Genomic DNA, 26,534 nt, shown 5'->3' with positions numbered 1-26,534 from the left:
CACCTACCGGCCCATGCGTCCGGCCGATCGGCTGGCGCCACTGACCGGCAGGGCGCGAGACTGGCAAACTATGGGCTTTCCGCCCAAGCGAAGCCCGATGCGTCTTTCCCAGTTCCACCTGCACACCACCAAGGAAACCCCGGCCGACGCCGAGTTGGTCAGCCACCGTCTGATGCTGCGCGCGGGCATGATCCGCAAGTTGGCCTCCGGGCTGTACACCTGGTCGCCACTGGGTCTGCGCGTGCTGCGCAAGGTCGAGGCCATCGTGCGCGAGGAAATGAACCGCGCCGGGGCGGTGGAAGTGCTGTTCCCCACCATCCAGCCGCGCGAACTGTGGGATGCCACCGGTCGTTGGGAAAAGTTCGGCGGGCAGTTGCTCAAGATCAAGGATCGCAAGGAACAGGAGTTCTGCTACAGCCCGACCGCCGAAGAGGCCGCGGCCGAATTCGCGCGCCAGGAAATCAACAGCTACAAGCAGTTGCCGCTGAACTTCTTCCAGATCCAGACCAAGTTCCGCGATGAGATCCGTCCACGCTTCGGCGTGATGCGCGCGCGCGAATTCCTGATGAAGGACGCCTACTCCTTCCATCTCACCGATGCCGACATGGCGCGCGAATACGACAACATGCGCGCGGCGTACACCCGCATCTTCACCCGGCTGGGGCTGGAATTCCGCGCCGTGCAGGCCGACTCCGGCGCGATCGGCGGCGATGCCTCGCAGGAATTCCACGTCATTGCCGCTTCCGGCGAAGACTCGCTGGCATTCTCCACCGGCTCCGATTACGCCGCCAACGTGGAAACCGCCAGCGCCGCCCTGCCCGCCCCGCGCGCCGAGGCTGATGAGGCGATGCGCCAGGTCGCAACGCCCACCCAGAAGACCTGCGAAGACGTCGCCGGGTTGCTGGGCATCACGCTACAGCGCACGGTCAAGTCGGTGGCGGTGATGACCGAGGCCGGCTTCGTGCTGGTGCTGGTGCGCGGCGATCACGCCGTCAACGAGATCAAGCTCGGCAAGGTCGCCGGCCTGGCCGGCTACCGCCTGGCCAACGAGACCGAGATCCGCGACCACCTCGGCTGCGAGCCGGGCTTCCTGGGCCCGGTGAACACCGCCCGCCCGGTGCGCGTGGTGGCCGACCGCGATGTCGCGGCGATGGCCGATTTCGTGGTCGGTGCCAACGTGCCCGGCGAACACCTGGCAGGGGTCAACTGGGGCCGCGACCTGCCCGAACCTGACACCGTTGCCGATGTGCGCAACGTCATCGACGGCGAACGCGCGGCCGATGGCGGCGAACTGCGTCTGGCGCGCGGGATCGAGGTGGGCCATGTGTTCCAGCTCGGCGACCAGTATGCGCAGGCACTGCAGGCCACCGTGATCGACGAGAACGGCAAGCCCGCGGTGATGAAGATGGGCTGCTACGGCATCGGCATTTCGCGCATCGTGGCTGCGGCGATCGAGCAGAACCATGACGATGCCGGCATTGTCTGGCCCGCACCGATGGCACCGTGGCAGGTGGCGATCTGCATCATCAACCCCAAGCAGGATGCACAGGTGGTTGCCGCCGCCCAGGCATTGCTGGACGAATTGATCGCCGCGGGGATCGACGCGGTGCTGGACGATCGCGGCCTGCGCCCGGGCGCCATGTTTGCCGATATGGAACTGCTGGGCATTCCGCATCGGGTGGTGGTCTCCGAACGCGGATTGGCCGCCGGCACATTTGAATATCGTGCCCGCACTGCAGAGGCAGCAGAAAACCTGGATAAGGCCGGGTTATTCTCCCGCCTGGGTTGTTGATCAAATCAGCCGAAACTACTTGGATTGGATGAACACAAGGCGCCGAATTATTTCGGCGCATTTGTCACCCGGGTTTTCTGACATTATGATGGCCAGCGCTGCCACGGACCGGCATTCTTTTCTCTCTCATCCTCCGGAGTAGTGATGTCGATCGATCTTAGCGGCCTGTCGGCCAAGCAGTTGGGTGCCCTGATCAAAAACGCGAAGAAGCAGCAGACCGTGGTTGCCAAGCGTGCTCCGATTGCCAAGGTCCGCACGCAACTGACCCGCGCGGCAAAAGCCCAGGGTTATTCCATCGAAGAATTGTTTGGCACCAGCGCCGGCCCGGGTCGTCCTGCTGCCGCTGCCAAGCCGGGCCCGCGCGCCGGCCGCAAGCTGGGCAAGGTTCCGCCCAAGTATCGCAACCCCGCCAATCCCCAGGAAGCCTGGACCGGCCGCGGCAAGCAGCCGCGCTGGCTGGCCGAACTGACCGCCGCCGGCAAGAAAGTCGAAGACTTTCTGATCAGCAAGGTCAGCACCAAGAAGACTCCGGCCAAGAAGGCCGCCCCGCGCAAGGCCGCCACCAAGCGCGCGCCCAAGAAGTCCAAGGCCGCCTGATTCACCGCAATAAAACCCCCGGCATTGCCGGGGTTTTTATTGCGCGTTTTTATCTGTCATAAATTCTTGCGGGCCGGAATCAACAGATTGCCGAACAGCAACCCGGCCATCAAGGCCATCACGATATTGGTCACCGCCAATAGTGCGGCCTGCCCGACACTGACATCCTGTTGCTGTACCAGGGTCAGAAAGCCACGCAAGCTGACACTGCCCGGAACCAGCATGATGATGCCGGGCAAACGGATCAATGCACCGGGTTTTTGCACCACCCGCCCGAACAGATTACCGGCGGCGGTCAATGCCATCGCCGATGCAAAGACACCGGCCGGACCACCCCAGGCATGTCCGGCATAACGCGCAATGACATACCCGGACATGGCCGCTGCCATGATCCATAAATAATCGCGCCGATTGGCCTTGAACAACACCGCAAATGCATAAGCGGCCACCAGCAGCGAGGCCCATTCCACCCAGCTGGCCTGCGGGCGCAATGCGGCCACCTGCGGATGCAGGCCGACCACCTGGGTCAGCGTCACCGCAATCACCGCACCGACGGTGAGCTTGAGCACCGTGGTCACCGCACCGGCCAGCCGCGCCGTGCCCGAGACCCAGTGCTGGCTGGCCAGCTCGTTGAAGGCATTGGTCAACGACATGCCGGGCAGCAGCACCACCAGCGAGGCGATGATCACCGTATTGAGGTTCAGCGGCCCGAGCAGCGACGCCACCACCGCAGCCACGACCCCGGCCAACAGCCCGGCCAGCGCCTCGCCGGCCTCCTTGGTCGCCGGCCGCTTGTCGGTGTACTGGGTCAGCAGGCCGATCGACATGCCGATCGCACCGGCGGTGGCGATGTCCAGCCAGGGCAGTTTCCACAGCCCTGCCACGCCGGCGGCGGCCAGCCCGAATGCCAGCACCTGCATGGTCTTGCCGCGCCGATCGACCTCGCGGTCCAGCCGCCGCAGCGCGGTGTGGCCCTGCGCGATGCTCATGCGCCCGTTGGCCACGCTGTCGGCCACGTAATCGGCCACGCTGAGCTTGTACAGGTCATTCTCGCCCGGGGCCAGCCGGATCACCCGGGTGATGTCGCTGGAGCCGATGGCCTTGGTCGGATCGCTGAAGCTCAAGATGATCCCGGTGGGATTGGACCAGGGCTCGCAGTCCAGGCCCAGCTTCTGCGACAGTCCGACCACGGCGGCCTCCAGGCGCTGCGCGGTGGTGCCGTAGGAATGCAGGCGTCCGGCGATTTCCGAAACAAAGGCGACGCGCTGGGCATAGGTGGCGCTGGCGGACGGTTGGACGACGGTGGCAGCGGACATGCGTGGCGGGTCGGATCGGAGAAACGCCGTCTGGCGAGGCCGCCAGTGTATGCCGCAGCGCCCCTGGCCGGCGTGCCGATCGTCTGTGCCGGGACCGCAAGTGCGAAGCGTCCCCATCATTCGCTCACGCCGGGCGCGGTATGCTGGCGCCACGGACAGGCCACCCATGATCAAACCGCAACCTCCCCGCATCGACCAAGACTCGCAGGATCAGACCCAGCTCCGCCTCGCCGGCAGTTGGGTGCTGGCAACCGCCCTGTCCCAGGCAGAACAGCTGCAGGCCGTGCCCGACGGGGTGCGCCGCATCGACGCGCGCGGCATCGGCCAACTGGATTCGGCCGGCGTGCTGCAGTTGCTGCGCTTTGCCGGCCGCATGGGCCTGAAGGAAGATGCGATCGATTTCCGCGATGAGCACCAGGCCCTGGTGTGCACCATCGAGGAACTCAACGACGAACGCCCCAAGCCCAAACGCGACTACGGCTTTGTCGCCGCGCTGGACCGTCTGGGCCGCACCACCCATGGCGTCGGCCAGGGCATCCTGGAACTGAACAGTTTTCTGGGCGAGAACCTGGTCAAGATCGGGCGGCTGATCCACGAGCCGCGCCGCTTCCGCCTGACCGCCACCGTGCACCACATGGAGCAGGTCGGCCTGGATGCGGTGCCGCTGGTGGTGCTGCTGTCGTATCTGGTTGGCGCGGTGATCGCGTTCCTGGGCTCGACCATCCTGCGCGACTTCGGCGCGGAAATTTATGTGGTGGAGCTGGTGTCCATCGCCTTCCTGCGCGAGTTCGCGGTGCTGCTGACCGCCATCGTGCTGGCCGGGCGCACTGCCAGCGCCTTCACCGCGCAGATCGGCGCGATGAAATCACGCGAGGAAGTGGACGCGATCCGCACCCTGGGCCTGGACCCGATCGACCTGCTGGTGATCCCGCGCCTGCTCGCGCTGATCTTCACCCTGCCGCTGCTGACCTTCATCGCGATGATCGCCGGCCTGGCCGGCGGCGTCACCGTGGGCGCGTTCGACCTGGACATTCCGCCGCAGATGTACCTGGCGCGCATGCACGACACCATCCAGTTGCGGCATTTCCTGGTCGGGCTGTCCAAGGCGCCGCTGTTTGCGCTGGTGATCGGCCTGATCGGCTGCCTGGAAGGCCTGAAGGTCAGCGGCACCGCGCAATCGGTGGGCGAGCGCACCACCTCCTCGGTGGTGCAGACGATTTCCTTGGTCATCATCCTCGACGCGGTCGCCGCGCTGTGGTTCATGAAGATGGGGTGGTGATGGAGCCGGGATTGGACATTCGGGATTCGGGATGCGTGCAAGGCAGAAGCGCAGCTGGCGCCCTGACACCCGGGAGAGCTGTGCTGTGACCAATCCCGAATCCCCACTCCCCAATCCCGGCACAGAGGCCGAGGCCGACGACGACCAGCTGGCGATTTCCGTGCGCGGGCTGACCAACCGTTTCGGCAGCCAGGTCGTGCACGAGGACCTGGATCTGGACGTGCGGCGCGGCGAGATCCTGGGCGTGGTCGGCGGCTCGGGCACCGGCAAGTCGGTGCTGATGCGCAGCATCCTGGGCCTGCGCGAGCCGGATGCCGGCAGCATCCAGGTATTGGGGGCGGATGCGCGCTCGGGCCGCTTCGCCGACCGCCAGCACATCACCCGCAATACCGGCGTGCTGTTCCAGGACGGCGCGCTGTTCTCGTCGATGACCGTCGGCGAAAACGTGCAGGTGCCGCTGAAGGAGCATCACGGCGAGTTTCCGGAGCGCTGGTATTTCGAGCTGGCGCTGCTGAAGATCAAGCTGGCCGGCCTGCCGGCCGATGCGCTGGACAAACTGCCCTCGCAGCTGTCCGGCGGCATGCGCAAGCGCGCCGGCCTGGCGCGGGCGCTGGCGCTGGATCCGCCGCTGCTGTTCCTGGACGAGCCCACTGCCGGGCTGGACCCGATCGGCGCGGCCGCCTTCGACCGCCTGATCCGCACCTTGCAGCAGGCATTGGGCCTGACCGTGTTCCTGATTACCCATGACCTGGATACGCTGTACGCCATCTGCGACCGCATCGCGGTGCTGGCCGATCACAAGGTGATTGCCAACGCGCCGCTGGCCGAGATCGAACAGGTCGACCACCCCTGGATCCAGGAATACTTCCACGGTCCGCGCGCCCGCGCCGCGCGCGCGGCCAAGACCGACTCCACCGAGACCGCCTGAGCATGGAAACCAAAGCCAATTACGTCCTGATCGGCGCCTTCACCATCGTGGCAGGCCTGGCCCTGCTGCTGTTCGGGCTATGGGCCGCAAAGTATTCCTCCGACCGCACCTGGCAGCAGTACCGGGTGGTGTTCCGCGAGGCGGTGACCGGCCTGTCGGTCGGCAGCCCGGTGCAGTACAACGGCATCGCGGTCGGCTCGATCACCGAGCTGACGCTGGCGCCGAACGACCCGCGCCAGGTGGTCGCGCACGTGCGGGTGAACTCCACCACGCCGATCAAGAGCGATACGCGTGCCAAGCTGGCCATCACCAGCCTGACCGGCCCGTCGATCATCCAGCTCTCCGGCGGCACACCCGAGGCACCGTCGCTGACCACCATCGACAAGAGCGACGCGCCGATCATCCAGACCACGCCGTCGGCGCTGCAGAACATCACCGATACCGCCAACCGCATCGTCGAGCGCATGGACCAGATGCTATCGGACAAGAACGTGGCCAGCATCACTGCCACCTTGCAGAACCTGGAAAAGATCAGCGGCGGCATCGCCGATCGCGACGAAGGCATGCAGGCGCTGATCGTCAGCGCGCGCGATGCCGCACGCAATCTGGACACCACCCTGACAACCACCAACGGCACCATCAAGCGGCTGGACCAGAACCTGGTGCAGCAGCTGCCGGGCATCCTGGAGAAGCTCGATGCCACCCTGGTCAAGCTGGATTCGGCTGCCGGCAACGCCGACAACATCCTTGGCGAGAACCGCGCGGCCATCAACAGCTTTGCCAATGACGGGCTGGGCCAGCTCGGGCCCACGCTGACCGAATTGCGCGGCCTGATCCGCGACCTGCGCCGGGTCAGCGACAAACTGGACAACAACCCTGCGCGCTACCTGCTCGGCCGCGACGCACCCAAGGAGTTCGAACCGAAATGACTGCCATGCGCCTGTTGCGTCCCGTGTTGTGCGTCTCCCTGCTGGCGCTGGGCGGCTGCTCGCTGCTGACCGGCGGCGACCAGAAGCCGGCCACCATCTACGCGCCGACCGTGCGGGTGACGCCCAATCCGTCCTGGCCGCAGGTGACCTGGCAACTGGCGGTGGCCAAGCCGAGCGCGGCGCGCATCATCGACAGCCCGCGCATCAACGTGCGCCCGACCCCGAGCGAATTGCAGGTCTACCACGGCGCAGGCTGGGCGCAGCCGGCCACCGATATGCTGGAAGACAGCGTGGTGCGCGCATTCGAGGACTCCGGCAAGATCGCCGCGGTCGCCCGCATCGGCACCGGCATCCGCTCCGACTACAAGCTGGCGATCGACCTGCGCCGCTTCGAGTCCGATTACGCCGGCCAGGCGCTGCCCTCGGCCACCATCGAACTCAATGCCAAGCTGCTGCACGCCGCCGACCAGCGCGTGGTGGCCTCGCGCACCTTCCTGGTGGCACGCCCGTCCAGCGGCACCGACACGGCGGCAGTGGCAGCGGCATTCGAACAGGCGATGACGCAGGTCACCACCGAACTGGTCGGCTGGACCCTGCTCAATGGCCAGCAGGATAGCCAGCGCTTGCCGCGTCCGCTGTCACCGCGACAGCCGGACTAGCGCTTGGGGCCACGCGCATCAATCTGGCGAAACGTCAGATTGATGCGCTCGCCGACCGGTTTTGCGGTGCGCGGCAACGCATGCTTGTAGTGGCGCTGGGTATCGCCTCCCATCAGCAGCAAATCGCCGTGCCCCAGTTCCAGCGCCTGCTTCAACGCCGCATCCTCGCGATGCCTGAAGGCAAAGCGCCGCGTCGCACCCAGGCTCACCGAAGCGATCAACGGCTGCGCGCCCAACTCCGGCTCGTCGTCGCTGTGCCAGCCCATCGCATCGTTGCCGCTGCGGTAACGGTTGGCCAGCACGCTGTTGAATGGCGCCCCGGTCTCGGCCTGCAGGCGCGCGCGTAGAGGCTGCAATACCTCCAGCCACGGCTGCGGCGCGAACTGCGTGCCCGAGTAGCGGTAACTTGCCTCAGCATCGCCGATCCAACTGCTCAGACGCGGCGAATCCACCGTCCGCCCGAACATGCGGATGCGATGCACCTCCCACTGCACCTGCGTCAGCAGCACCTGCAGCAGCGCATCGGCCTGCGCGCGCGGCAACCAGCCGCGGCACCAGGCGATCTCTGCATGCGGCAAGGCAACCCGAATCTTCATGTTTCAAACGCTAGCACGCTCCGGCTGCGTGGAGGCTGGGCGCCACGGATGAATCGATCCGATTTGCCGCCGTCACATCGAATCCCGGAAAATGCGCGGTAGCCATCGAGCCAACGGGAGCGGAGCAATGTCGGAAGCAGGAGTCGGCGCAAGTGCGCCAGAGACGGTCGAGCGCGACGTGATGGAGTACGACGTCGTCACCGTCGGCGCCGGCCCGGCCGGGCTGGCTTTTGCGATCCGGCTCAAGCAGCTGGATCCGGCCATCAGCGTCTGCGTGATCGAAAAATCCAGCACCATCGGTGCGCATATCCTGTCCGGCGCGGTGATCGAGCCGGGCCCGCTGGATGCCTTGCTGCCGGGCTGGCGCGACAACCCGCCGCCGATCTGCGTGGCCGCCACCGACGACGAGTTCTGGTTCCTCGGCAAGGACAGCGCGCGCAAGTTCCCGGTGGTGCCGCCGGGCATGCGCAACCACGGCAACTTCATCGTCAGCCTGGGCGCGATGTGCGCCTGGCTGGCGCCGCAGGCCGAAGCATTGGGCGTGGAGATCTATCCGGGCTTTGCCGCTGCCGAAACGCTGCACGACGCCAACGACCAGGTCATCGGCGTACGTATCGGCGACATGGGCGTGGCCAAGGATGGATCGCACAAGCCCGGTTACACCGCCGGCATCGACATCCGTGCCAAGGTCACCGTGCTGGCCGAAGGCGCACGCGGGCACCTGACCAAGCGCTTGCTCAAGCGCTTCGACCTCACCGCCGACGCCGACCCGCAGGGCTACTCGATCGGCATCAAGGAACTGTGGCAGGTACCGGAGGGGCGCGTCAGCCCCGGCAAGATCGTGCATACGCTGGGCTGGCCGGCCGACAACCGCACCTACGGCGGCAGCTTCCTGTATCACCTGGACAACAACCAGATCGCGCTCGGTTATGTGAGCGGGCTGGACTACAGCGACCCGCAATACCAGCCATGGGAAGCCTTCCAGCAATGGAAGAACCACGCGCTGATCAAGCCGTTGCTGGAAGGCGGCAGCATCCTCTCGGCCGGCGCGCGCGCCATCGTCACCGGCGGCTGGCAGTCGCTGCCGAAGGTGGAAATGCCGGGCGCCCTGTTGATCGGCGACACTGCCGGCCTGCTCAACGTGCCCAAGATCAAGGGCACCCACCAGGCGATCCGCAGCGGCATGCTGGCGGCCGAGCATCTGGTGCAATCGCAGCTGGCGCCGCAAGGCTTCGACGCCAAGTTGCGCGCCTCCGATGCGATGGCCGAGCTCAAGCAGGTGCGCAACATCAAACCGGGCTTCAAGAAGGGCCTGTGGTTCGGCCTGCTCAACGCCGCCTGGGAAACTGCGCTCAAGGGCGCCTCACCATGGACACTGAAGAACAAGCCCGACTGGTCGGCATTGCACAAGATCGGCGAGTACGAGCAACCCACGCGCCACTACGGCACGCGCGAGCTCGCTCCGCGCGACCGGCTGCAGGCGGTGTACTTCGCTGCCACCGAGCACGACGAAGACCAGCCCGTGCATCTGAAGGTACTCGATACCGACGTGTGCGCTACCCGCTGCGTGCAGGAATACGACAATCCCTGCACCCGCTTCTGCCCGGCCAACGTCTACGAAATGGTCGCAGACGCCGGCAGCCCGTCCGGCAAGCGCCTGCAGATCAACGCCGCCAACTGCGTGCACTGCAAGACCTGCGACATCAAGGACCCGTACGAGATCATCACCTGGGTCACGCCGGAGGGTGGTTCGGGCCCGAACTACCAGAATCTGTGAGCAACGGTCGGCATACCGCGTGAGCGGCAGTCTCTCCAAACTCCTGGCCGCGGCACGTCGCTCGGTAGAGCTCCATGGCGGCGGTTTCGCCGGCGTAGCCACGGTCGCAATACGGGCCTTCAAGGTCATCCGCGCCCTGGGCATACGCGGCCTGCTGGGGCGGCTGCAACTGGCCGGGCGTACGCAGCCGGCGGTCCATCACCTGTCTGACCAGGAACCTTTCCTCGCGCCTGCGCCGCTGTCGCAGCTGCGGCTCAAGACTGGCGTGATGCTGCACGTCTTCTATCCCGACCTGATCGACGAATTCGCACGGTCACTTCAGCACATGCCGGTGGGTTACGACCTGCTGGTATCGGTGATGGATGAAGCCGCCGCCGTCCAGGTGCGAGACCGTTTTTCAAGGTTGCCGCGGGTGGACAAGCTCGATATCCGCATCGTGCCCAACCGTGGCCGTGACATCGCGCCGCTATTGGTGACATTTCGCGAACAGGTCCTGGCATTGGATGTCGTTGGCCATCTGCACACGAAAAAGTCGCTGTATACAGGCAGCGAGCAAGGCCAATGGCGCCGTTACCTGGTGTCATCCCTGATGGGGAGCCCGGAGCGCATCGCCTGGCAACTGGGAATGTTTCAGGCCGAGCCGCGGCTTGGCATGCTCTATCCCGAGAGTTACGAGCGGGTGTTGCTGTGGGCGCATACCTGGCTCAGCAATTTCAGCGTGTGTCGCGCGCTTGCCCAGCGACTCGGATTCGACATCAGTCCCTCGGAGTACATCGATTTTCCTGCCGGATCGATGTTCTGGGCAAAGGTGGATGCATTGCGGCCGTTGTACGCGCTGGATCTGGAACTCAAGGATTTTCCGGAAGAACACGGTCAGATCGATGGCACCCTGCACCACGCAGTGGAGCGCATCTTCGGCGCTGTTGTGCGCCACCAGCAGTATCGGATTGGCATATTGCCGCAAGATGGCACGCTGGCACTCAGCGGCGAAGGTGGACGCAACTGGCAGGCGGCGTTCGAAACACCGATCGCCACGCGGTTGACCCTGTCCTCTCTTCAAGCTCGGCTGGTGTCGCTGGATATCTTCGATACCTTGGTAGTGAGGCCGTTCCTGTTTCCAGCGGGTGCGCGCGCCTATCTTGCCCATCTGGTCGCGGACCGATTCGGGGTCGGAAATTTTCTCGAACTCCGCGAGCTTGCCGAGGCAAAGGCACGCCATCAACGTGGCGCCGATGTCGATCTATCAAGCATCTACACCACGCTGTCTGGCCTGCCCGGTGCGGGAGGACTTCCCATCGGTGCCTTGCAGGCACTGGAAGTGGCGCTGGAGGCCAGATTGCTGCAACCACGGCGAGGCGTGATCGCAGCGGCGGCGCACCTGCAACAACGTGGCACCCGCCTGGTTGCGCTTTCGGACATGTATCTGGATAGCACGTTGCTGCAGCAGGTCCTGCCGGCCGACGTCAGCGCGTTGCCAGCTGCCTGGTATGTGTCGTGCGAGACGGGCTGGCGCAAGGATGCTGACAGCGCCTGGAAGGAACTGCCAGGCATCGAAAACATCGAGACATCGCACTGGCTGCATGTCGGCGACAACGAACATGCAGATGTCCAGCGTCCACAGATGCACAAGCTGTTGACGCCGGTGCATGTGCTTCGCCCATCCGCGCTGTTTGAGGTGGTCCCCGCATTGCGCCCGCTCAGACCGCCGTCGGGTGACGCAACGCGGTGGCAGGACCAGTTGTGGCTTGGCCTATTGGCCAACCGGTTCGCCGATCTTGCCGACCGGCACCCGGAAACCTTGATGCCGCTGCCGATTCTTTCACCGGCATCTCTCGGCTACTTGGTCATCGGCCCGCTGATCTTCGATTATCTCGCCTGGCTGATCCGCATGGCGAAGCAAGCCAATATCGAAAAAATCCTGTTTTTGAGCCGAGAAGGCCACCTGCTGGAGCAGGGTTTTCGGCTAGTAAGGCAAACCTCGCCTTTGCTGCAGCAGCTTCAGGGCAAGTATCTGCTGGCATCTCGGCGTGGAACCGGAACACCCTCGCTGCATGCGCCGGATGATCTTGCATTGCTGCTGGACAGCACCTACACCGGCACGTTGAGCGGCCTGATACAGGCGCGCCTGGGAGATGCTGCCGCAGCTGTTCTGGAACGTCGCCTGGGGCGCCCGGTCATGCAACGCGATGTCTACCTGCCGGAGATGCATGCCGAGCTGCTGCAACTCATTGCCCCAGCGATCAATGACCTGCTGGCGCTTGCCGAAACTGAAAGGACGGCCTACCTGCGTTACTGGACGGCGACCGCAGGCGACAGTGCCGCCATGGTGGCCGACATAGGGTACTCCGGCACCATCCAGGCCAACCTCGCGCGAGTGACCGGGCAGCCGCTGGGTGGCGCGTATTTTGCACTGAACGGGCGCGCCACGAAGATCGCTGCCCAGAGCTGGGCCGCCGCCCGCTATTTTGATGGCCGTACCGAAGGTGCTCCGGAGCAGTCGACGATCCTGCGCCATGACCTGCTTCTGGAGACACTTCTCACCGCTCCTTCGCCGCAGTTTTCCTATTTTGCAGACGCCACCAACGTTCCGACTGCGGTCTACGCCAGTGCGGAGCTGTCGCCAGCGCAATGGGCGACGATCGCCCAGGTGCACGAAGGTGCATTGGCGTTCATTGCAGACGTTTGCAAGGTTGCGCAGGACGAAAGCTACCTGCTGGACTTCGATCGAGCCGCGGTCCAGATCCCGTTGCAGTGCGTCGGCTCCGGACGCTGGCAGGCGCCGTGGCTGGCGGATCTGCAACTCGACGACCGTTTCACCGGACGCGGATCGGTTCGGGCCGGATGACCTGACGGTCATCCGGCCTGGCCTCACGGTTGAGGCGTCAGAAGTGCCACGCCGGTCTTCTGGCGCAACTCCTCCAGTTCTACCCCATCGGCCGCCTCCACCAGCACCAGCCCGCCATCGGTGACATCCAATACCGCCAGGTCGGTGATGATGCGATCCACCACGCCGACGCCGGTCAATGGCAGATCGCATTCGGGCAGGATCTTGTGGCTGCCGTCCTTGGCGACGTGTTCCATCAGCACGACAACGCGCTTGACGCCGGCCACCAGGTCCATTGCGCCGCCCATGCCCTTGACCATCTTGCCGGGCACCATCCAGTTGGCCAGGTCGCCTCGGTCGGTGACCTGCATCGCCCCGAGAATCGCCAGATCGATGTGCCCGCCGCGGATCATCGCAAACGAGTCGTGGCTGCCGAAATAACTGGCACCGGCACGCGCGGTCACCGTCTGCTTGCCGGCATTGATCAGGTCCGCATCCACCTCGTCCTCGGTGGGAAACGGGCCAATGCCGAGCAGGCCGTTTTCCGATTGCAGCCAGACGTCCATGCCATCGGGAATGTGATTGGCCACCAGCGTCGGCAGGCCGATGCCCAGGTTGACGTAGGCGCCATCAGTCAATTCGCGCGCCGCACGTGCGGCCATCTGGTCCCTGGTCCAGGCCATCAGTGCTGTCCTTCGCGCACGGTGCGCTGTTCGATGCGTTTTTCCGGCGTGGCGTTGAGCACCAGCCGGTCGACATAGATGCCGGGCAGATGCACCTGGTCCGGATCGATCGCGCCCACCTCGACGATCTCCTCGACCTCGGCAACGCAGACGCGACCGGCCATGGCACAGGCCGGGTTGAAGTTGCGCGCGGTCTTGCGGAACACCAGATTGCCGGCCGTGTCCGCACGCCAGGCCTTGACCAGCGCGACATCGGCCTGCAGCGCGGTTTCCATCACGTACTGTTTGCCGTCGAATTCGCGGGTTTCCTTGCCCTGGGCCACGATGGTGCCGTAGCCGGTTGCGGTGTAGAACGCGGGGATTCCCGCACCGCCCGCGCGCAGACGCTCGGCCAGCGTGCCTTGCGGGTTGAACTCCAGCTCGAGTTCGCCGGCCAGATACTGCCGCTCGAATTCCTTGTTTTCGCCCACGTAGGACGAAATCATCTTGCGGATCTGCCGGGTGGCCAATAATTGGCCCAGCCCGAATCCATCGACGCCGGCGTTGTTGGAAATCACGGTCAGCCCGCCGACCCCGCTCTCGCGCACCGCTGCAATCAGCGCCTCCGGAATTCCGCACAGGCCAAAGCCGCCGACCGCCAGGGTCTGGCCATCGGCCAGCACCCCATCCAGCGCCGCCCCGGCATCGGCATAGCGTTTGCCGCTTGCCGCACCACGCCCACCATTGCTCATCACCGCCCTCGCCTCGCTGATGTGAAGCGGCCATTCTAGCCGCTGACTGTTCCCTGTCCCCGATCGCAATTCCGCCACACCCAAGACACGGCGCAGCCGCTAAACTCGGGATTTCCCCCACCCCAGGAATTGCCCATGACGCTACCCGCCTTCAAGGCCTACGACATTCGCGGCCGTGTGCCGGATGAACTCAACGAGGACTTGGCGCGCCGCATCGGCGTGGCATTGGCGGCGCAGCTGGAGCAAGGGCCGGTGGTCCTGGGCCACGACGTGCGCCTGGCCAGCCCCGGCCTGCAGGAAGCGCTCTCGGCCGGCCTGCGCGCCAGCGGCCGCGAAGTGATCGACATCGGCCTGTGCGGCACCGAGGAGGTCTATTTCCAGACCGATCACCTCAAGGCAGCCGGCGGCGTGATGGTCACCGCCAGCCATAACCCGATGGACTACAACGGCATGAAGCTGGTGCGCGAGCAGGCGCGGCCGATCAGTTCCGACACCGGCCTGTTCGCGATTCGCGACACCGTCGCTGCCGACACCGCCGCCCCCGGCGAGCCCACGGCAAGCGAGCACAGCCGCACCGACAAGACCGCATATCTGGAGCACCTGCTCAGCTACGTGGACCGCAGCACGCTCAAGCCGCTCAAGTTGGTGGTCAACGCCGGCAACGGCGGCGCCGGCCTGATCGTCGACCTGCTTGCACCGCAGCTGCCGTTCGAGTTCGTCCGCGTCTTCCACGAACCCGATGGCAACTTCCCCAATGGCATTCCCAACCCATTGTTGCCGGAAAACCGCGACGCCACAGCCAGGGCGGTCAAGGAACACGGCGCCGATTTCGGTATCGCCTGGGATGGTGACTTCGATCGCTGCTTCTTCTTCGATCACACCGGCCGCTTCATCGAAGGCTATTACCTGGTCGGCCTGCTGGCGCAGGCGATCCTGGCCAAGCAGCCCGGCGGCAAGGTGGTGCACGACCCGCGCCTGACCTGGAACACCGTCGAGATGGTCGAGGACGCCGGCGGCATTCCGGTGCTGTGCAAGAGCGGCCACGCCTTCATCAAGGAAAAGATGCGCAGCGAAAATGCCGTCTATGGCGGCGAGATGAGCGCGCACCATTATTTCCGTGAGTTCGCCTATGCCGACTCCGGCATGATTCCGTGGCTGTTGATCGCCGAGCTGGTGTCGCAGTCGGGTCGCTCGCTGGCGGATCTGGTCGAAGCGCGCATGCAGAAATTCCCCTGCAGCGGCGAGATCAACTTCAAGGTGGACGATGCCAAGGCGGCGGTTGCCCGCGTGATGGAGCACTACGGCGACCAGTCGCCGGAACTGGACTACACCGACGGCATCAGTGCCGATTTCGGCCAATGGCGCTTCAACCTGCGCAGCTCCAATACCGAGCCGCTGCTGCGTCTGAACGTGGAAACGCGCGGCGACGCCGCACTGCTGGAAACGCGTACGCAGGAAATTTCCAACCTGCTGCGCGGCTGATTTAACATCGTCCCCCACTTTGACGCATTGGAGTTTCCCCCGCTCATGAGCGATGTCCTTCCGATTATTCTGTCCGGCGGTTCCGGCACGCGCCTTTGGCCGTTGTCGCGCGAATCCTATCCTAAGCAGTTCCTGCCGCTGGTCGGCGAGCACAGCATGCTGCAGGCTACCTGGTTGCGCTCTGCTCCGGTGGCGGCACATGCCCCCATCGTGGTGGCCAACGAGGAGCATCGCTTCATGGCCGCCGAGCAGTTGCAGCAGCTGGGCGTGAAGCCGTCGGCCATCCTGCTCGAGCCCAAGGGCCGCAATACTGCCCCGGCAATTGCCGTCGCTGCGCTGGAAGCCACCCGTAACGGTGGTGATCCGCTGCTGCTGGTGCTTCCTTCGGACCATGTCATTCGTGACGAGGCTGCTTTCCAGGCGGCAGTCACCGTCGCAGCCGCCGCCGCAGAGCAGGGCAAGCTGGTCACCTTCGGCATCAAGCCGACCGCGCCTGAAACCGGCTATGGCTACATCAAGGCCGGTGCCGGCACCGGCGCCACTGCGGTCGAACGCTTCGTCGAAAAGCCCGACCTGGCCACCGCGCAGGGGTATCTGGCCAGCGGCGAGTATTACTGGAACAGCGGCATGTTCCTGTTCCGTGCCTCGCGCTACCTGGAAGAATTGCGCAAGTTCCAGCCGGCCATTGCCGATGCCTGCCAGAAGGCGTGGGAAGGCGGCAAGCGCGATGCCGACTTCACCCGTCTGGACAAGGATGCGTTCGCCTCCAGCCCATCGGATTCGATCGACTATGCGGTGATGGAAAAGACCGCCGATGCAGTGGTGGTGCCGCTGGATGCCGGCTGGAACGATGTCGGTTCGTGGTCGTCGCTGCTGGACGTCTCCGAACAGGACGGCCAGGGCAATGCGCACCACGGCGATGTCATCAAGCTGGACTGCAAGAACACCTATGCGTATGGCTCGCGCCTGATCGCCATGGTCGGCCTGGAAGACGTGGTTGTGGTGGAAACGCCAGACGCCGTTCTGGTCGGTCACCGCGATCGCATCCAGGAAGTGAAGGATGTGGTCGGCCGGATCAAAGCCGACGGTCGCTCCGAGGCGACCTGGCATCGCAAGGTCTATCGTCCGTGGGGTGCTTACGATTCGATCGACATGGGTCACCGTCACCAGGTCAAGCGCATCACCGTCAAGCCCGGTGCCGTGCTCAGCCTGCAGATGCATCACCACCGCGCCGAACACTGGATCGTCGTCAGCGGCACCGCAGAAGTCACGCGTGGCGAAGAGGTGCTGCTGCTCACCGAGAATCAGAGTACCTATATTCCGCTTGGCGTGACCCATCGCCTGCGCAATCCGGGCAAATTGCCGCTGGAACTGATCGAAGTGCAGTCCGGCAGCTATCTGGGCGAAGACGACATCGTGCGTTTCGAAGATACCTACGGGCGTACCTGATCGGTCGCTTTCGGGATTCTGCAGTACATAAGCAAACAGCCGGGGATTCCCGGCTGTTTGCGTTTGCGGCTTGAATGCGTCGGCGGAAATATCGCCACCGGCCAGAGTCGCGTATCTAGTGCCTGGCAGCGGCGATTTCGGCAATCACGCGCTGCAGGCCGACTTGCCAGTCCGGCAACACGATGTCGAAATCGCGCTGCAGTTTGTCGATCGACAGCCGCGAGTATGCCGGCCGCTGTGCGGGCGTCGGGTAGTCGGCGGTCGTGATGGGCACCACACGCGGCGCGCGCGACAACAGGCCTGCGCTGACCGCCTCCTGGAAGAACGCCTCGGCAAAGCCATGCCAGCTGGTTTGCCCTGCTGCCGTGAGGTGCCATGTGCCAGAGGTGCCTGGTCTGCGTTGACGCAGCAACTGCGCGGTGACATCGGCGATCAGGGCCGCGGGCGTCGGTGTTCCGACCTGGTCGGCCACTACCCGCAGCTCATCGCGCTCGGCACCCACACGCAACATGGTGCGCAGGAAATTCGCGCCATGCGAGGCATACACCCATGCCGTCCGCAGGATCAGATGCTGCGCGCCGGAAGCACGGATGGCCTGCTCACCCGCAAGCTTGGTCTCGCCATACACGCCCAGCGGCGAGGTCGGCGCGTCTTCCGGATACGGTTCTGTGCCCCGACCGTCGAAGACGTAGTCGGTCGAGTAGTGCACCAGCGGTACGTCACGGGATGCGCACCAGGCGGCGATGACACCAGGCGAGGTTGCGTTGACACGCAATGCGCTGGCGCGATCCTGCTCGGCGCGGTCCACCGCGGTATAGGCGGCGGCATTGACCACATGCGACGGGGAAACCCGGTCCAGCAAGGCAGTTAGCGTTTGCGGTGCGTCGAAGTCCGCCGTCTCGCAGGCGCTGCCGTCAGGCAGCTGACCACTGCGTGTCGTTGCCTGCACCGAGCCATCGGCGGCCAATGCGCGCAACAGTTCCGCACCCACCTGCCCGTTCGCACCAAACACCAACGTGGTCACGGCATATACACCGGCAGTCGGTCGGCTGGCACCTCATCCAGAAACGGCGCCTTGGCGTCCTTGGCCGACAGCAATGGATCGCTGATCGGCCAATCGATACCGATCGCCGCATCGTTCCAACGCACGCCTGCATCTGCTTCCTTGACGTACACGTCGGTGCACAAATAACTGAACAACGCTTTCTCTGAAAGCACTGCAAAGCCATGTGCAAAGCCTTCAGGTATCCAGACCTGGCGCCGGTTTTCTGCGCTCAGTAAAACGGCGGTCCAACGCCCGAAGTGGGGAGAGCCGGCGCGGATATCCACCGCAACGTCATAGACCTCACCTTCGAGCACGCTCACCAGCTTGCCCTGTGGCCGAGGCCACTGGTAATGCAGACCGCGCAGCACGCCCCTGGTGGACGTGGAGACGTTACTTTGCACAAAACTCGTCGGCAGCCCATGCTGCGCGAAGCGCTCTGCATTCCATGTTTCGAAGAACTGACCGCGCTCATCGCCGAAGACCGCAGGCTCGATGACGACGCAGCCGGGCAACGTCGTTTCGATCACTTTCAATGGACGACCCCACGCTTGGCTAATGCAGTTAGATACTTGCCGTAGTCATTCTTCAACAACGGCGCCGCCAGGCGCTCCAGCTGCTCGGCATCGATCCAGCCCTGGCCAAATGCGATTTCCTCCGGGCAGCACACCTGCAGACCCTGCCGCATCTGGATGGTCTCGATGAAATTGGCCGCTTCATGCAATGACTGGTGCGTCCCGGTATCCAGCCATGCATACCCGCGCCCTAGTGGCTCCAGGTGCAGGTTGCCGGCTTCGAGATAGCAGCGATTGAGATCGGTGATCTCCAGCTCGCCGCGCGGCGAGGGCTTCAATGCAGCCGCGTAGTCGCTGGCCTGGCCGTCATAGAAATACAAGCCGGTGACCGCGTAGTTGGAACGGGGCTTTGCCGGCTTTTCGGCAATGTCGATGACCTTGCCTTGCTGATCGAATTCGGCAACGCCGTAGCGTTCGGGATCGTTGACCCAGTAACCGAAGACGGTCGCTCCCTGCTCACGCGCATCCGCGCGGCGCAAGGTGTCGGTCAGGCCGTGCCCATGGAAGATGTTGTCGCCCAGCACCAGGCAGCTCGGCTTGCCGTCGATGAACTCGCGACCGATCAGATAGGCCTGCGCCAGGCCGTCAGGGCTGGGTTGCACGGCATACTGGAGATTGACGCCCCACTGGGAACCGTCGCCCAGCAGCGACTGGAACAGCGCCTGCTCGTGTGGGGTGTTGATGATCAGGATGTCGCGGATGCCCGCGAGCATCAGCACGCTCAGCGGGTAGTAGATCATCGGCTTGTCGTACACCGGCAACAGCTGCTTACTGACGCCCTTGGTGATCGGGTACAGGCGCGTGCCGGAGCCGCCCGCCAGAATGATGCCTTTACGTTGTGTCATCAGGGTGTCCTGTTGAGGCCCGCACACGCAGACATGCGCGGGCGCTTGCTAGGGGGTCGCGTCAGGCCGCGGCGCCGATCCGTTCGAGCCGGTAGCTGCCATCCAGCACGCCCTGAACCCAGGCCTGGTTGGTCAGGTACCACGCCACCGTCTGCGCGATGCCCTGCTCGAAGGTATACGCCGGCTCCCAACCCAGCTCGTTCTTCAGCTTGGAGGCATCGATCGCGTAGCGACGATCGTGTCCGGGGCGATCGGTGACATGGGTGATCTGGCTTGCGCGTGGCTTGCCGTCCGCACGCGGGCGATGCTGATCCAGCAGCGCACAGATCGCCTGCACGACCCCGATGTTCTGGCGCTCGGAGTTGCCGCCCACGTTGTAGGTCTCGCCGACCCTGCCCTTGGCCAGCACGGTGCGGATCGCCTCGCAGTGGTCGCTGACGAACAACCAGTCGCGCACCTGCTTGCCATCGCCGTACACCGGCAACGGCTCGCCGGCCAGCGCCTTGGCGATCACCAGCGGAATGAGCTTTTCCGGGAAATGGTAGGGGCCGTAGTTGTTCGAGCAGTTGGTGGTCAGCACCGGCAGCCCGTAGGTGTGGTGGAACGCGCGCACCAGGTGATCGGAGGCCGCCTTGGATGCCGAATACGGGGAATTGGGTGCATACGGCGTGGTTTCGGTGAACTTGCCGGTCTCGCCCAGCGTGCCATAGACCTCGTCGGTGGACACATGCAGGAACCGAAAGGCCTCGCGGCGCGCGTCCGGCAGCGCTTTCCAGTAATCGCGCACGGCCTCGAGCAAGGCCAGGGTGCCGACCACGTTGGTCTGGATGAACGCGCCGGGGCCTTCGATCGAGCGATCCACATGGCTTTCGGCAGCGAAGTTCAGCACCGCATCCGGCTGATGTTCCTGCAGCAGCCGGGTCACCAGCGCGCCGTCGCCGATGTCGCCCTTGACGAAGACATGGTCGGCATTGCCCTCCAGCGACGCCAGCGTGTTCAGGTTCCCCGCATAGGTGAGCGCGTCGAGATTGATCACGCGGACCCCGCGCGCGACTGCCTCAAGAACAAAATTTCCGCCGATAAAACCGGCCCCGCCGGTTACTAGCCAAGTCGCCACTGTCTACCCCTCCTGGTCGCGCGCGCGCGGCGCCGCATTTTCAAACCACACAGGATATACGGTCCGGGCAATACCGGGCCTAAGCATTGCCCGAACAACTGCGCGAAGCTGTTGCGCCGCAGCACCCATACGCCATCGCATGGTACTGCTTGCCCGGTTAGAATGGCCCCACTCCCGAGCCTGCCGCCGCGGCCGGGCCTTCCCGCAACAGCTGAAGGATCTCGTACACGATGAAAATCCTCGTCGCCTACAAGCGCGTGGTGGACTACAACGTCCGCATTCAGGTCAAGCCCGATGGCTCCGGTGTGGTCACCGACGGCGTCAAGCTCTCGCCGAACCCGTTCGACGAAATCGCCCTGGAAGAGGCGCTGCGCCTGCGCGACGCCGGTATCGCCACCGAGGTGGTGGTCGCCACCCTGGCGCCGGCCGATGCGGCCGCGCATCTGCGCAACGGGCTTGCCATGGGCGCCAACCGCGCCATCCACGTGGTCACCGACGCGGCGATCCAGCCGCTGACCGCCGCGCGCGCCCTGCTCAAGCTGGTCGGAAAGGAACAGCCGGACCTGGTCATCCTGGGCAAGCAGGCGATCGACGACGACGCCAACCAGACCGGTCAGATGCTCGCTACGTTGTGGGGGCGCCCACAGGCGACCTTCGCCGGCAAGCTGGTGGTCGCCGATGGCAAGGCCACGGTGACCCGCGAGGTGGACGCAGGCCTGGAAACGCTGGAAGTGGACCTGCCGGCGGTGATCACCACCGATCTGCGCCTGAACGAGCCGCGCTTCATCAAGCTGCCGGACATCATGAAAGCCAAGAGCAAGCCGCTGGAAACGCTGGCCTTTGCCGATCTCGGCGTCGCTGCGCACGACAGCCTCAGCACCACCCACTATGCGCCGCCGTCCAAGCGTAGCCGCGGGGTGATGGTCAAGGATGCCGCCGAACTGGTGGCCGCACTCAAGCAGAAGGGGTTGCTGTAATGGCCAAGGTTCTCATCGTTGCCGAACATCTCAACGGCCAGCTCAACGCGGCCACCGCCAAGACCCTGAGCGCCGCGCTGGCCGTGTCGGCCGAGGCCATCGACGTCGTCGTGCTGGCGGCCAACCCAGCCGCGGTTGCGGCGCAGGCCGCGCACCTGGCGGGTGTTGCCCGCGTCCTGACGGTGGCAAACGCCGCCAACGAACATGCCATCGCGCAGGTCCTGGGGCCGCAGATCGCCCAGCTCGCCGGCCAGGGCTACACCCACGTGTTCGGCCCCTCGACCACCTTCGGCAAGGACCTGATGCCGGTGGTGGCCGCGCTGCTGGGCGTCAACCAGGTCTCGGACCTGATGGCGGTCGAAGATGCCTACACCTTCAAGCGCCCGATCTACGCCGGCAATGCGATCATCACGGTGAAGGCACCGGCCGACCAGGTCGTGGTCGCAACCGTGCGCAGCGCCTCCTGGCCGGAAGCGGCAGCCGGTGGCAGCGCAACGATCGAGTCCGTCGCTGTGGATGCCGCGCTGCCGACCCACACCCGCTTCATCGGGCTGGCCGCAGGCAGCTCAGACCGCCCCGACCTGCAGAGCGCCAAGCGCGTGGTCTCCGGCGGCCGCGGCGTCGGCTCGGCCGAGAACTTCCAGCACATCTATAGCCTGGCCGACAAGCTCGGCGCCGCCGTGGGCGCCTCGCGTGCCGCCGTGGACGCCGGCTACGTGCCCAACGAACTGCAGGTCGGCCAGACCGGCAAGATCATCGCCCCCGAGCTGTACGTGGCGATCGGCATCAGCGGGGCGATCCAGCATCTGACCGGCATCAAGGACGCCGGCACGATCGTGGCGATCAACAAGGACCCGGAGTCGCCGATCTTCGAGATTGCCGATATCGGGTTGGTGGGGGATTTGTTCACGCTGTTGCCGGAGCTGGAACAGGCGTTGAGCTGATACGGCGATGCGCGCCGCGTGGCCAATCGGCTGCGCGGCGCCGGTCAGGATCGCGGGGGCGGCCGACAAACTGTCCGCCACAACAGCACGTGTCGTTATAATTGGCGTCACTTATCGGGATACCGTAGATGCCCTTGAGCTTCGAGGTTCCGGCCACACGTGGGTTGAAGGTCGTCAGCTCCGTGTCGCCCCTCGTCGCCGGAACCGGTGCGTCGACAAGTCCCGGTGCTGCGAATGAAGACGGATACGCGATAGCCCGCGCTGCAAGGAGGCGGATCTGGCAGCCAGCGCTGCCCATGCACTGCCGGCATCGATTGCGGGGCCGACGCTTGTGTTCGTTCAAACCTCCTGCGCTGCACCGAAAGTCCGGCGCCATACCAAACAAGCCATGTTGGCTCCCCCAATCGTCCCCCTGGGCCAGGCCTGCCCGCTGACCAGCGGTCGAACGCGATATCCTTCTGCTCAAAGATTCCTCGGCCGTGCATCGCTGCCGCAGCATTTCAACTCCATCCACACATCACTTGATACCTCGGATTCCATGGACGCTCTGATTCCCGTCAACTCGTTGTCCCGCCACATCGCGCCCGTACAGGATGCCCTGTCTCAGATCGCAAGCACTATCGTCGCAAGTGGCTACTATGTGCTCGGTCCGAACGTGAAGGCCTTTGAGCAGGAGTTCGCCAACTATTGCGGCGTCCGTCATTGCGTCAGCGTCGCCAATGGAACCGACGCCCTAGAGCTCTCCCTGAAGGCCTTGGGCGTCGGTCCCGGTGATACGGTGGCCGTTGTTGCGAATGCCGCGATGTATGGCACCAGCGCAGTCCTGGCATGTGGCGCTTCGCCTGCGTTTGTCGATACAGGTGCGGGCACTGGGCTGATGTCCGTACCTGCGCTGGAAGCAATGCTCGCTGGCGGCAGTGCGCCAGCAGCCGTCATCGTGACCCACCTGTATGGCCAACTTGCCGACATCGAAGCGATCGTCGCGCTTTGCCAACCGCGTGGCATCAAGGTCCTGGAAGACTGCGCCCAGGCCCACGGCGCGGAGCGAAATGGCCATCGCGCAGGCAGCTTCGGCGATATCGCTTGCTTCAGCTTTTATCCGACCAAGAATCTGGGTGCACTGGGCGATGGTGGCGCGATCGTGACAAACGACGACGAGCTGGCCGCCAGAGCTGCGCAACTGCGTCAGTACGGATGGACAGCCAAGTACACCAACAGCTTGCGGGGTGGCCGCAACAGTCGTCTCGACGAGCTGCAGGCCGCCATGCTGCGGTACATGCTTCCCCTGCTGGATGGCTGGAACCAGCGTCGCAGGGAGATCGCCAACCGCTACGCCCAGGGGCTGTCCAACCCCAGGATCGAAGCAGCCGGCCAGGTGGGCGCTGACAACGTGGCGCATCTGTACGTCGTGCGTTGCGATGACCGTGAGCAACTGCGTGCACACTTGCAGGCCGCCGGTGTGCAGACGGAAGTCCATTACCCGTTGTGTGACCACCGTCAGCCCTGCCATGCGGGTGCATTTGATTCAGTGGTACTGCCAAACACGGAAGCCGATGCGGCGCGCGTCACCACACTGCCCTGCTTCCCCGAGCTGACCGACGCGGAAGTCGACCGGGTCATCGAAGCATGCAACCGGTTCTGAGCGACGTGCAATTGCCTTCTCTCAGCCTCGTCGTTCCGATCTATGGCAACGAGGGTTCGATCGATGAACTGCTACAGGCCGTCGACTTCATCGCACGGAGCGTGGGTGGGGATTTCGAAGCGGTTTTCGTGGTGGACGGCAGCCCTGACCGCAGCTACGCCCTGCTGCGCGAAAAGTTGCCTGGCTGCGCGTTCCGCTCGCAACTGGCAACGCTGACCCGCAACTTCGGCGCATTTCCGGCGATCCGTACCGGGCTGCAGCTCAGCTCCGGGGAGCTGACGGCGGTCATGGCCGCCGATCTGCAGGAACCCCCAACGCTGGTCATCGACTTCTGGCAACGCTACGCCAGCGAGCGCTATGACGTGGCCTTCGGCGTGCGCGAAGCGCGCAGCGATCCGGCGGCCTCGAAGCTGGCGTCGACCTTGTTCTGGGCAACCTACCGGCGCATGGTCATCAAGGACATTCCCAAGGGTGGCGTGGATATCTTCGCTGTCAGCCGTGGTTTCCTCGAGCGGCTGTTGCTGTTGAACGAAGCCCATTCCAGCCTGCTTGCGCAGCTGTTCTGGCTGGGCGGCAAGCGCGAATTCGTCAGCTACCAGCGGCGCGAGCGGCAGCACGGCAAGAGCGCCTGGACCCTCAACAAGAAACTGCGGTATCTGTCCGACAGCGTCTTTGCTTTCACCGACCTGCCGGTCCGCATGCTGACGGCGCTGGGCCTGATCGCGCTGGCATTTACCACGCTGCTCGGTGCACTGGTGCTGGCCGCGAAGTTTTCCGGACTCGTCGCAGTGCCGGGCTATACCCTGACCATCCTGACCATTCTCTTTTTCGGCGCGCTCAATTCACTGGGCCTGGGTATCGTGGGTACCTACGCCTGGCATGCGTTCGAAAATACCAAGGCACGTCCGCTGTCGATCATTCAGTCGGTCGAAAACTTCAAAAAGGATAAACCGTGAGTTATTTCGTGCATCCCAATGCCCTTTGCGAGAGCGAGAACATCGGCGAGGGCACCCGCGTCTGGGCATTCGCGCACGTGCTTCCCGGAGCGCGCCTAGGCCGCGACTGCAATATCTGCGACGGCGTGTTCGTTGAATCCGATGTCATCGTAGGTGACCGCGTCACCGTCAAATGCGGCGTGCAACTGTGGGACGGCGTGCGTTTGGGCGACGACGTTTTCGTAGGGCCGAACGCAACCTTCACCAACGACCTGTTCCCGCGCAGCAGGGTGTATCCCGAGAAATTCCTCGGCACCGTGGTCGAGTCGGGTGCCTCGATTGGCGCCAATGCAACCATCCTGGCCGGCACCACCATCGGCAGTGGTGCGATGATCGGCGCTGGCGCAGTCGTTACGCGCTCTGTGCCGCCCAATGCCATTGTGGTTGGCAATCCCGCACGCATTGTCGGCTACGTTTCCGACAAGGACGCAAACCAGCCTGCCGCATTGCCGGTTGATCAGGGAATCACCGACACTGCCGTTCCGGGCGTCAAGCTGTACCGGATGCCCAGTTTCGCCGACATGCGTGGCTCGCTCTCCGTGGGAGATTTCGATAGTTTCCTACCTTTCAATGCAAGACGGTATTTCCTGGTTTACGGCGTCCCCACCCAGGAGACCCGTGGCGAACACGCGCACAAGCGCTGCCATCAGTTCCTGATCTGTGTCTCCGGCTCGGTCAGAGTCCTTGCGGATGACGGCACCCGCCGCATCGACGTCGAACTCAACTCGCCGAACCAGGGCATCCACCTGCCGCCGATGATCTGGGGAACACAATACAAGTACTCGAAGGACGCCGTTCTCCTGGTATTTGCTTCCGAGCCCTACGACTCGGACGAATACATTCGCGACTACGCGGACTTCAAGAGTCTGGCGAATGCGGCCGGATGAGCTGAAGGCCGCCGGCTCCGTCCAACGGGGACGGGACCGGTCGTGGGTCGTTGTTGCGCTTCGTTTTCTGGTAGGCGGAGCGCTCAATACGGGCGTTACCCTTGTTCTGTACTGGGTGTTGTTGCGCTTCGTTCATTACCAATGGGCGTATCTGGGGAGTTTTTGCGCCGGCATCCTGCTCAGCTACCTCATAAATACCCGCTACGTCTTCCGCGCTACACATAGCTGGCTGAAATTTGCGGCGTTCCCGCTTATCTATGCCGTGACTTATGCACTCGGGGCGTTGGCATTGAAGCTCACCGTCGGGCATCTCGGGGTGCCTGCAGCAATCGGACCGCTGATTTCCATTGCAGTGACCCTGCCCGTGTCATTCGTTCTGAGCAAACTGCTGCTACAGGGCGACAAACAACGTGCGGCACGCAATTGAGTCCAGTCAACCGGCCAAAAGCGATCCGCCGCATGACCGAG

Annotated in this window: 24 protein-coding genes; 16 read left to right on the top strand and 8 right to left on the bottom strand. The window is 64.4% G+C overall.

Annotation, left to right across the window (positions count from 1 at the left end; all coding sequences use genetic code 11):
• Positions 1 to 97 precede the first annotated feature (97 nt).
• Positions 98 to 1,792, top strand: a complete 1,695-nt coding sequence (locus EO170_RS18290) for a proline--tRNA ligase (protein ID WP_126947168.1) — start codon at positions 98 to 100, stop codon at positions 1,790 to 1,792.
• A gap of 144 nt (positions 1,793 to 1,936) precedes the next feature.
• Complete coding sequence (locus EO170_RS18285) at positions 1,937 to 2,389, top strand: H-NS family nucleoid-associated regulatory protein (protein ID WP_104583304.1); 453 nt, start codon at positions 1,937 to 1,939, stop codon at positions 2,387 to 2,389.
• Between the two features lie 56 nt (positions 2,390 to 2,445).
• Here the strand turns inward: EO170_RS18285 and EO170_RS18280 are convergent, their stop codons facing one another.
• Positions 2,446 to 3,705 (bottom strand): threonine/serine exporter family protein, encoded by a 1,260-nt coding sequence (locus EO170_RS18280; protein ID WP_104583303.1) that lies wholly within the window; start codon positions 3,703 to 3,705, stop codon positions 2,446 to 2,448.
• A 49-nt stretch (positions 3,706 to 3,754) separates the two neighbouring features.
• On the opposite strand from EO170_RS18280, the gene EO170_RS18275 reads away from it, so the two are divergent.
• The 4 genes from EO170_RS18275 (at position 3,755) to EO170_RS18260 (ending at position 7,500) form a co-directional block, all read left to right on the top strand.
• The gene (locus tag EO170_RS18275) at positions 3,755 to 4,984 is read left to right on the top strand and encodes an ABC transporter permease (RefSeq protein WP_180496775.1); all 1,230 of its coding nucleotides are present in this window, start codon (positions 3,755 to 3,757) and stop codon (positions 4,982 to 4,984) included.
• Between the two features lie 85 nt (positions 4,985 to 5,069).
• Positions 5,070 to 5,912: an ABC transporter ATP-binding protein gene (locus EO170_RS18270; RefSeq protein WP_104583301.1), complete on the top strand. Its 843-nt coding sequence runs from the start codon at positions 5,070 to 5,072 to the stop codon at positions 5,910 to 5,912.
• Positions 5,913 to 5,914: 2 nt separating this feature from the next.
• Positions 5,915 to 6,841, top strand: coding sequence for an MlaD family protein (locus EO170_RS18265; RefSeq protein WP_011035876.1), 927 nt, complete (start codon positions 5,915 to 5,917; stop codon positions 6,839 to 6,841).
• Positions 6,838 to 7,500: an ABC-type transport auxiliary lipoprotein family protein gene (locus EO170_RS18260; RefSeq protein ID WP_104583300.1), complete on the top strand. Its 663-nt coding sequence runs from the start codon at positions 6,838 to 6,840 to the stop codon at positions 7,498 to 7,500. Before EO170_RS18265 ends, EO170_RS18260 begins: the two co-directional genes overlap by 4 nt.
• Here the strand turns inward: EO170_RS18260 and EO170_RS18255 are convergent.
• Entirely contained in the window at positions 7,497 to 8,096 is a 600-nt protein-coding gene (locus EO170_RS18255) for an alpha-ketoglutarate-dependent dioxygenase AlkB (protein ID WP_126947165.1), read from the bottom strand. The two genes, EO170_RS18260 and EO170_RS18255, sit on opposite strands and share 4 nt — an antisense overlap.
• Before the next feature lie 127 nt (positions 8,097 to 8,223).
• Between EO170_RS18255 and EO170_RS18250 the strand changes: the two genes are divergently transcribed.
• Complete coding sequence (locus EO170_RS18250; protein WP_104583298.1) at positions 8,224 to 9,873, top strand: electron transfer flavoprotein-ubiquinone oxidoreductase; 1,650 nt, start codon at positions 8,224 to 8,226, stop codon at positions 9,871 to 9,873.
• 109 nt (positions 9,874 to 9,982) lie between these two features.
• A complete protein-coding gene (locus EO170_RS18245) occupies positions 9,983 to 12,718 on the top strand; it encodes a rhamnan synthesis F family protein (protein ID WP_126947249.1) in 2,736 nt (911 codons plus the stop codon).
• Positions 12,719 to 12,741: 23 nt separating this feature from the next.
• Here the strand turns inward: EO170_RS18245 and EO170_RS18240 are convergent, their stop codons facing one another.
• Both EO170_RS18240 and EO170_RS18235 read right to left on the bottom strand, forming a co-directional pair.
• Positions 12,742 to 13,380, bottom strand: coding sequence for a CoA transferase subunit B (locus EO170_RS18240; RefSeq protein ID WP_126942634.1), 639 nt, complete (start codon positions 13,378 to 13,380; stop codon positions 12,742 to 12,744).
• On the bottom strand, positions 13,380 to 14,111 hold the full coding sequence (locus EO170_RS18235; RefSeq protein ID WP_104583296.1) for a CoA transferase subunit A: 732 nt from the start codon (positions 14,109 to 14,111) through the stop codon (positions 13,380 to 13,382). Before EO170_RS18235 ends, EO170_RS18240 begins: the two co-directional genes overlap by 1 nt.
• Before the next feature lie 135 nt (positions 14,112 to 14,246).
• Here EO170_RS18235 and EO170_RS18230 point away from each other — a divergent pair, with 135 nt between their 5' ends.
• The gene (locus EO170_RS18230; protein ID WP_104583295.1) at positions 14,247 to 15,593 is read left to right on the top strand and encodes a phosphomannomutase; all 1,347 of its coding nucleotides are present in this window, start codon (positions 14,247 to 14,249) and stop codon (positions 15,591 to 15,593) included.
• Positions 15,594 to 15,638: 45 nt separating this feature from the next.
• A complete protein-coding gene (locus EO170_RS18225) occupies positions 15,639 to 17,042 on the top strand; it encodes a mannose-1-phosphate guanylyltransferase/mannose-6-phosphate isomerase (RefSeq protein ID WP_126947162.1) in 1,404 nt (467 codons plus the stop codon).
• A 115-nt stretch (positions 17,043 to 17,157) separates the two neighbouring features.
• On the opposite strand, the gene rfbD is transcribed toward EO170_RS18225, so the two are convergent.
• From rfbD to rfbB, 4 genes are all read right to left on the bottom strand, one after another.
• The gene (gene rfbD, locus EO170_RS18220; protein WP_126947160.1) at positions 17,158 to 18,066 is read right to left on the bottom strand and encodes a dTDP-4-dehydrorhamnose reductase; all 909 of its coding nucleotides are present in this window, start codon (positions 18,064 to 18,066) and stop codon (positions 17,158 to 17,160) included.
• Positions 18,063 to 18,620, bottom strand: coding sequence for a dTDP-4-dehydrorhamnose 3,5-epimerase (rfbC, locus tag EO170_RS18215; RefSeq protein WP_126947157.1), 558 nt, complete (start codon positions 18,618 to 18,620; stop codon positions 18,063 to 18,065). Before rfbC ends, rfbD begins: the two co-directional genes overlap by 4 nt.
• A complete protein-coding gene (gene rfbA / locus EO170_RS18210; RefSeq protein ID WP_104583292.1) occupies positions 18,617 to 19,504 on the bottom strand; it encodes a glucose-1-phosphate thymidylyltransferase RfbA in 888 nt (295 codons plus the stop codon). Before rfbA ends, rfbC begins: the two co-directional genes overlap by 4 nt.
• A 61-nt stretch (positions 19,505 to 19,565) precedes the next feature.
• The gene (gene rfbB / locus EO170_RS18205) at positions 19,566 to 20,621 is read right to left on the bottom strand and encodes a dTDP-glucose 4,6-dehydratase (protein ID WP_126947154.1); all 1,056 of its coding nucleotides are present in this window, start codon (positions 20,619 to 20,621) and stop codon (positions 19,566 to 19,568) included.
• A 230-nt stretch (positions 20,622 to 20,851) separates the two neighbouring features.
• Between rfbB and EO170_RS18200 the strand changes: the two genes are divergently transcribed.
• From EO170_RS18200 to EO170_RS18175, 6 genes are all read left to right on the top strand, one after another.
• Positions 20,852 to 21,598: an electron transfer flavoprotein subunit beta/FixA family protein gene (locus EO170_RS18200; protein ID WP_126947151.1), complete on the top strand. Its 747-nt coding sequence runs from the start codon at positions 20,852 to 20,854 to the stop codon at positions 21,596 to 21,598.
• Entirely contained in the window at positions 21,598 to 22,542 is a 945-nt protein-coding gene (locus tag EO170_RS18195) for an electron transfer flavoprotein subunit alpha/FixB family protein (RefSeq protein ID WP_126947148.1), read from the top strand. Before EO170_RS18200 ends, EO170_RS18195 begins: the two co-directional genes overlap by 1 nt.
• A 538-nt stretch (positions 22,543 to 23,080) precedes the next feature.
• On the top strand, positions 23,081 to 24,184 hold the full coding sequence (locus EO170_RS18190) for a DegT/DnrJ/EryC1/StrS family aminotransferase (protein WP_076039707.1): 1,104 nt from the start codon (positions 23,081 to 23,083) through the stop codon (positions 24,182 to 24,184).
• Positions 24,169 to 25,140, top strand: a complete 972-nt coding sequence (locus tag EO170_RS18185) for a glycosyltransferase family 2 protein (protein WP_126947145.1) — start codon at positions 24,169 to 24,171, stop codon at positions 25,138 to 25,140. The genes EO170_RS18190 and EO170_RS18185 overlap by 16 nt, the downstream gene beginning before the upstream one ends.
• The gene (locus tag EO170_RS18180) at positions 25,137 to 26,066 is read left to right on the top strand and encodes a WxcM-like domain-containing protein (protein WP_014506561.1); all 930 of its coding nucleotides are present in this window, start codon (positions 25,137 to 25,139) and stop codon (positions 26,064 to 26,066) included. The genes EO170_RS18185 and EO170_RS18180 overlap by 4 nt, the downstream gene beginning before the upstream one ends.
• Positions 26,053 to 26,493 (top strand): GtrA family protein, encoded by a 441-nt coding sequence (locus EO170_RS18175; RefSeq protein WP_126947142.1) that lies wholly within the window; start codon positions 26,053 to 26,055, stop codon positions 26,491 to 26,493. Before EO170_RS18180 ends, EO170_RS18175 begins: the two co-directional genes overlap by 14 nt.
• Positions 26,494 to 26,534 lie beyond the last annotated feature (41 nt).

This window comes from Xanthomonas sp. BRIP62409 (genome assembly GCF_003992965.1).
GTDB classification, from domain to species: Bacteria; Pseudomonadota; Gammaproteobacteria; order Xanthomonadales; family Xanthomonadaceae; genus Xanthomonas; species Xanthomonas euroxanthea.
Note: the sequence above shows the minus strand (reverse complement) of the source record. Positions and strands in the feature narration are given on the sequence as shown.

Excerpts from the sequence above, each read along its gene's own strand:
- EO170_RS18290 (WP_126947168.1), top strand. The coding sequence starts at position 98 with ATGCGTCTTTCCCAGTTCCACCTGCACACCACCAAGGAAACCCCGGCC.
- EO170_RS18285 (WP_104583304.1), top strand. The coding sequence starts at position 1,937 with ATGTCGATCGATCTTAGCGGCCTGTCGGCCAAGCAGTTGGGTGCCCTG.
- EO170_RS18280 (WP_104583303.1), bottom strand. The coding sequence starts at position 3,705 with ATGTCCGCTGCCACCGTCGTCCAACCGTCCGCCAGCGCCACCTATGCC.
- EO170_RS18275 (WP_180496775.1), top strand. The coding sequence starts at position 3,755 with ATGCCGCAGCGCCCCTGGCCGGCGTGCCGATCGTCTGTGCCGGGACCG.
- EO170_RS18265 (WP_011035876.1), top strand. The coding sequence starts at position 5,915 with ATGGAAACCAAAGCCAATTACGTCCTGATCGGCGCCTTCACCATCGTG.
- EO170_RS18260 (WP_104583300.1), top strand. The coding sequence starts at position 6,838 with ATGACTGCCATGCGCCTGTTGCGTCCCGTGTTGTGCGTCTCCCTGCTG.
- EO170_RS18255 (WP_126947165.1), bottom strand. The coding sequence starts at position 8,096 with ATGAAGATTCGGGTTGCCTTGCCGCATGCAGAGATCGCCTGGTGCCGC.
- EO170_RS18250 (WP_104583298.1), top strand. The coding sequence starts at position 8,224 with ATGTCGGAAGCAGGAGTCGGCGCAAGTGCGCCAGAGACGGTCGAGCGC.
- EO170_RS18240 (WP_126942634.1), bottom strand. The coding sequence starts at position 13,380 with ATGGCCTGGACCAGGGACCAGATGGCCGCACGTGCGGCGCGCGAATTG.
- EO170_RS18235 (WP_104583296.1), bottom strand. The coding sequence starts at position 14,111 with ATGAGCAATGGTGGGCGTGGTGCGGCAAGCGGCAAACGCTATGCCGAT.
- EO170_RS18230 (WP_104583295.1), top strand. The coding sequence starts at position 14,247 with ATGACGCTACCCGCCTTCAAGGCCTACGACATTCGCGGCCGTGTGCCG.
- EO170_RS18225 (WP_126947162.1), top strand. The coding sequence starts at position 15,639 with ATGAGCGATGTCCTTCCGATTATTCTGTCCGGCGGTTCCGGCACGCGC.
- rfbA (WP_104583292.1), bottom strand. The coding sequence starts at position 19,504 with ATGACACAACGTAAAGGCATCATTCTGGCGGGCGGCTCCGGCACGCGC.
- EO170_RS18200 (WP_126947151.1), top strand. The coding sequence starts at position 20,852 with ATGAAAATCCTCGTCGCCTACAAGCGCGTGGTGGACTACAACGTCCGC.
- EO170_RS18195 (WP_126947148.1), top strand. The coding sequence starts at position 21,598 with ATGGCCAAGGTTCTCATCGTTGCCGAACATCTCAACGGCCAGCTCAAC.
- EO170_RS18190 (WP_076039707.1), top strand. The coding sequence starts at position 23,081 with ATGGACGCTCTGATTCCCGTCAACTCGTTGTCCCGCCACATCGCGCCC.
- EO170_RS18185 (WP_126947145.1), top strand. The coding sequence starts at position 24,169 with ATGCAACCGGTTCTGAGCGACGTGCAATTGCCTTCTCTCAGCCTCGTC.
- EO170_RS18175 (WP_126947142.1), top strand. The coding sequence starts at position 26,053 with ATGCGGCCGGATGAGCTGAAGGCCGCCGGCTCCGTCCAACGGGGACGG.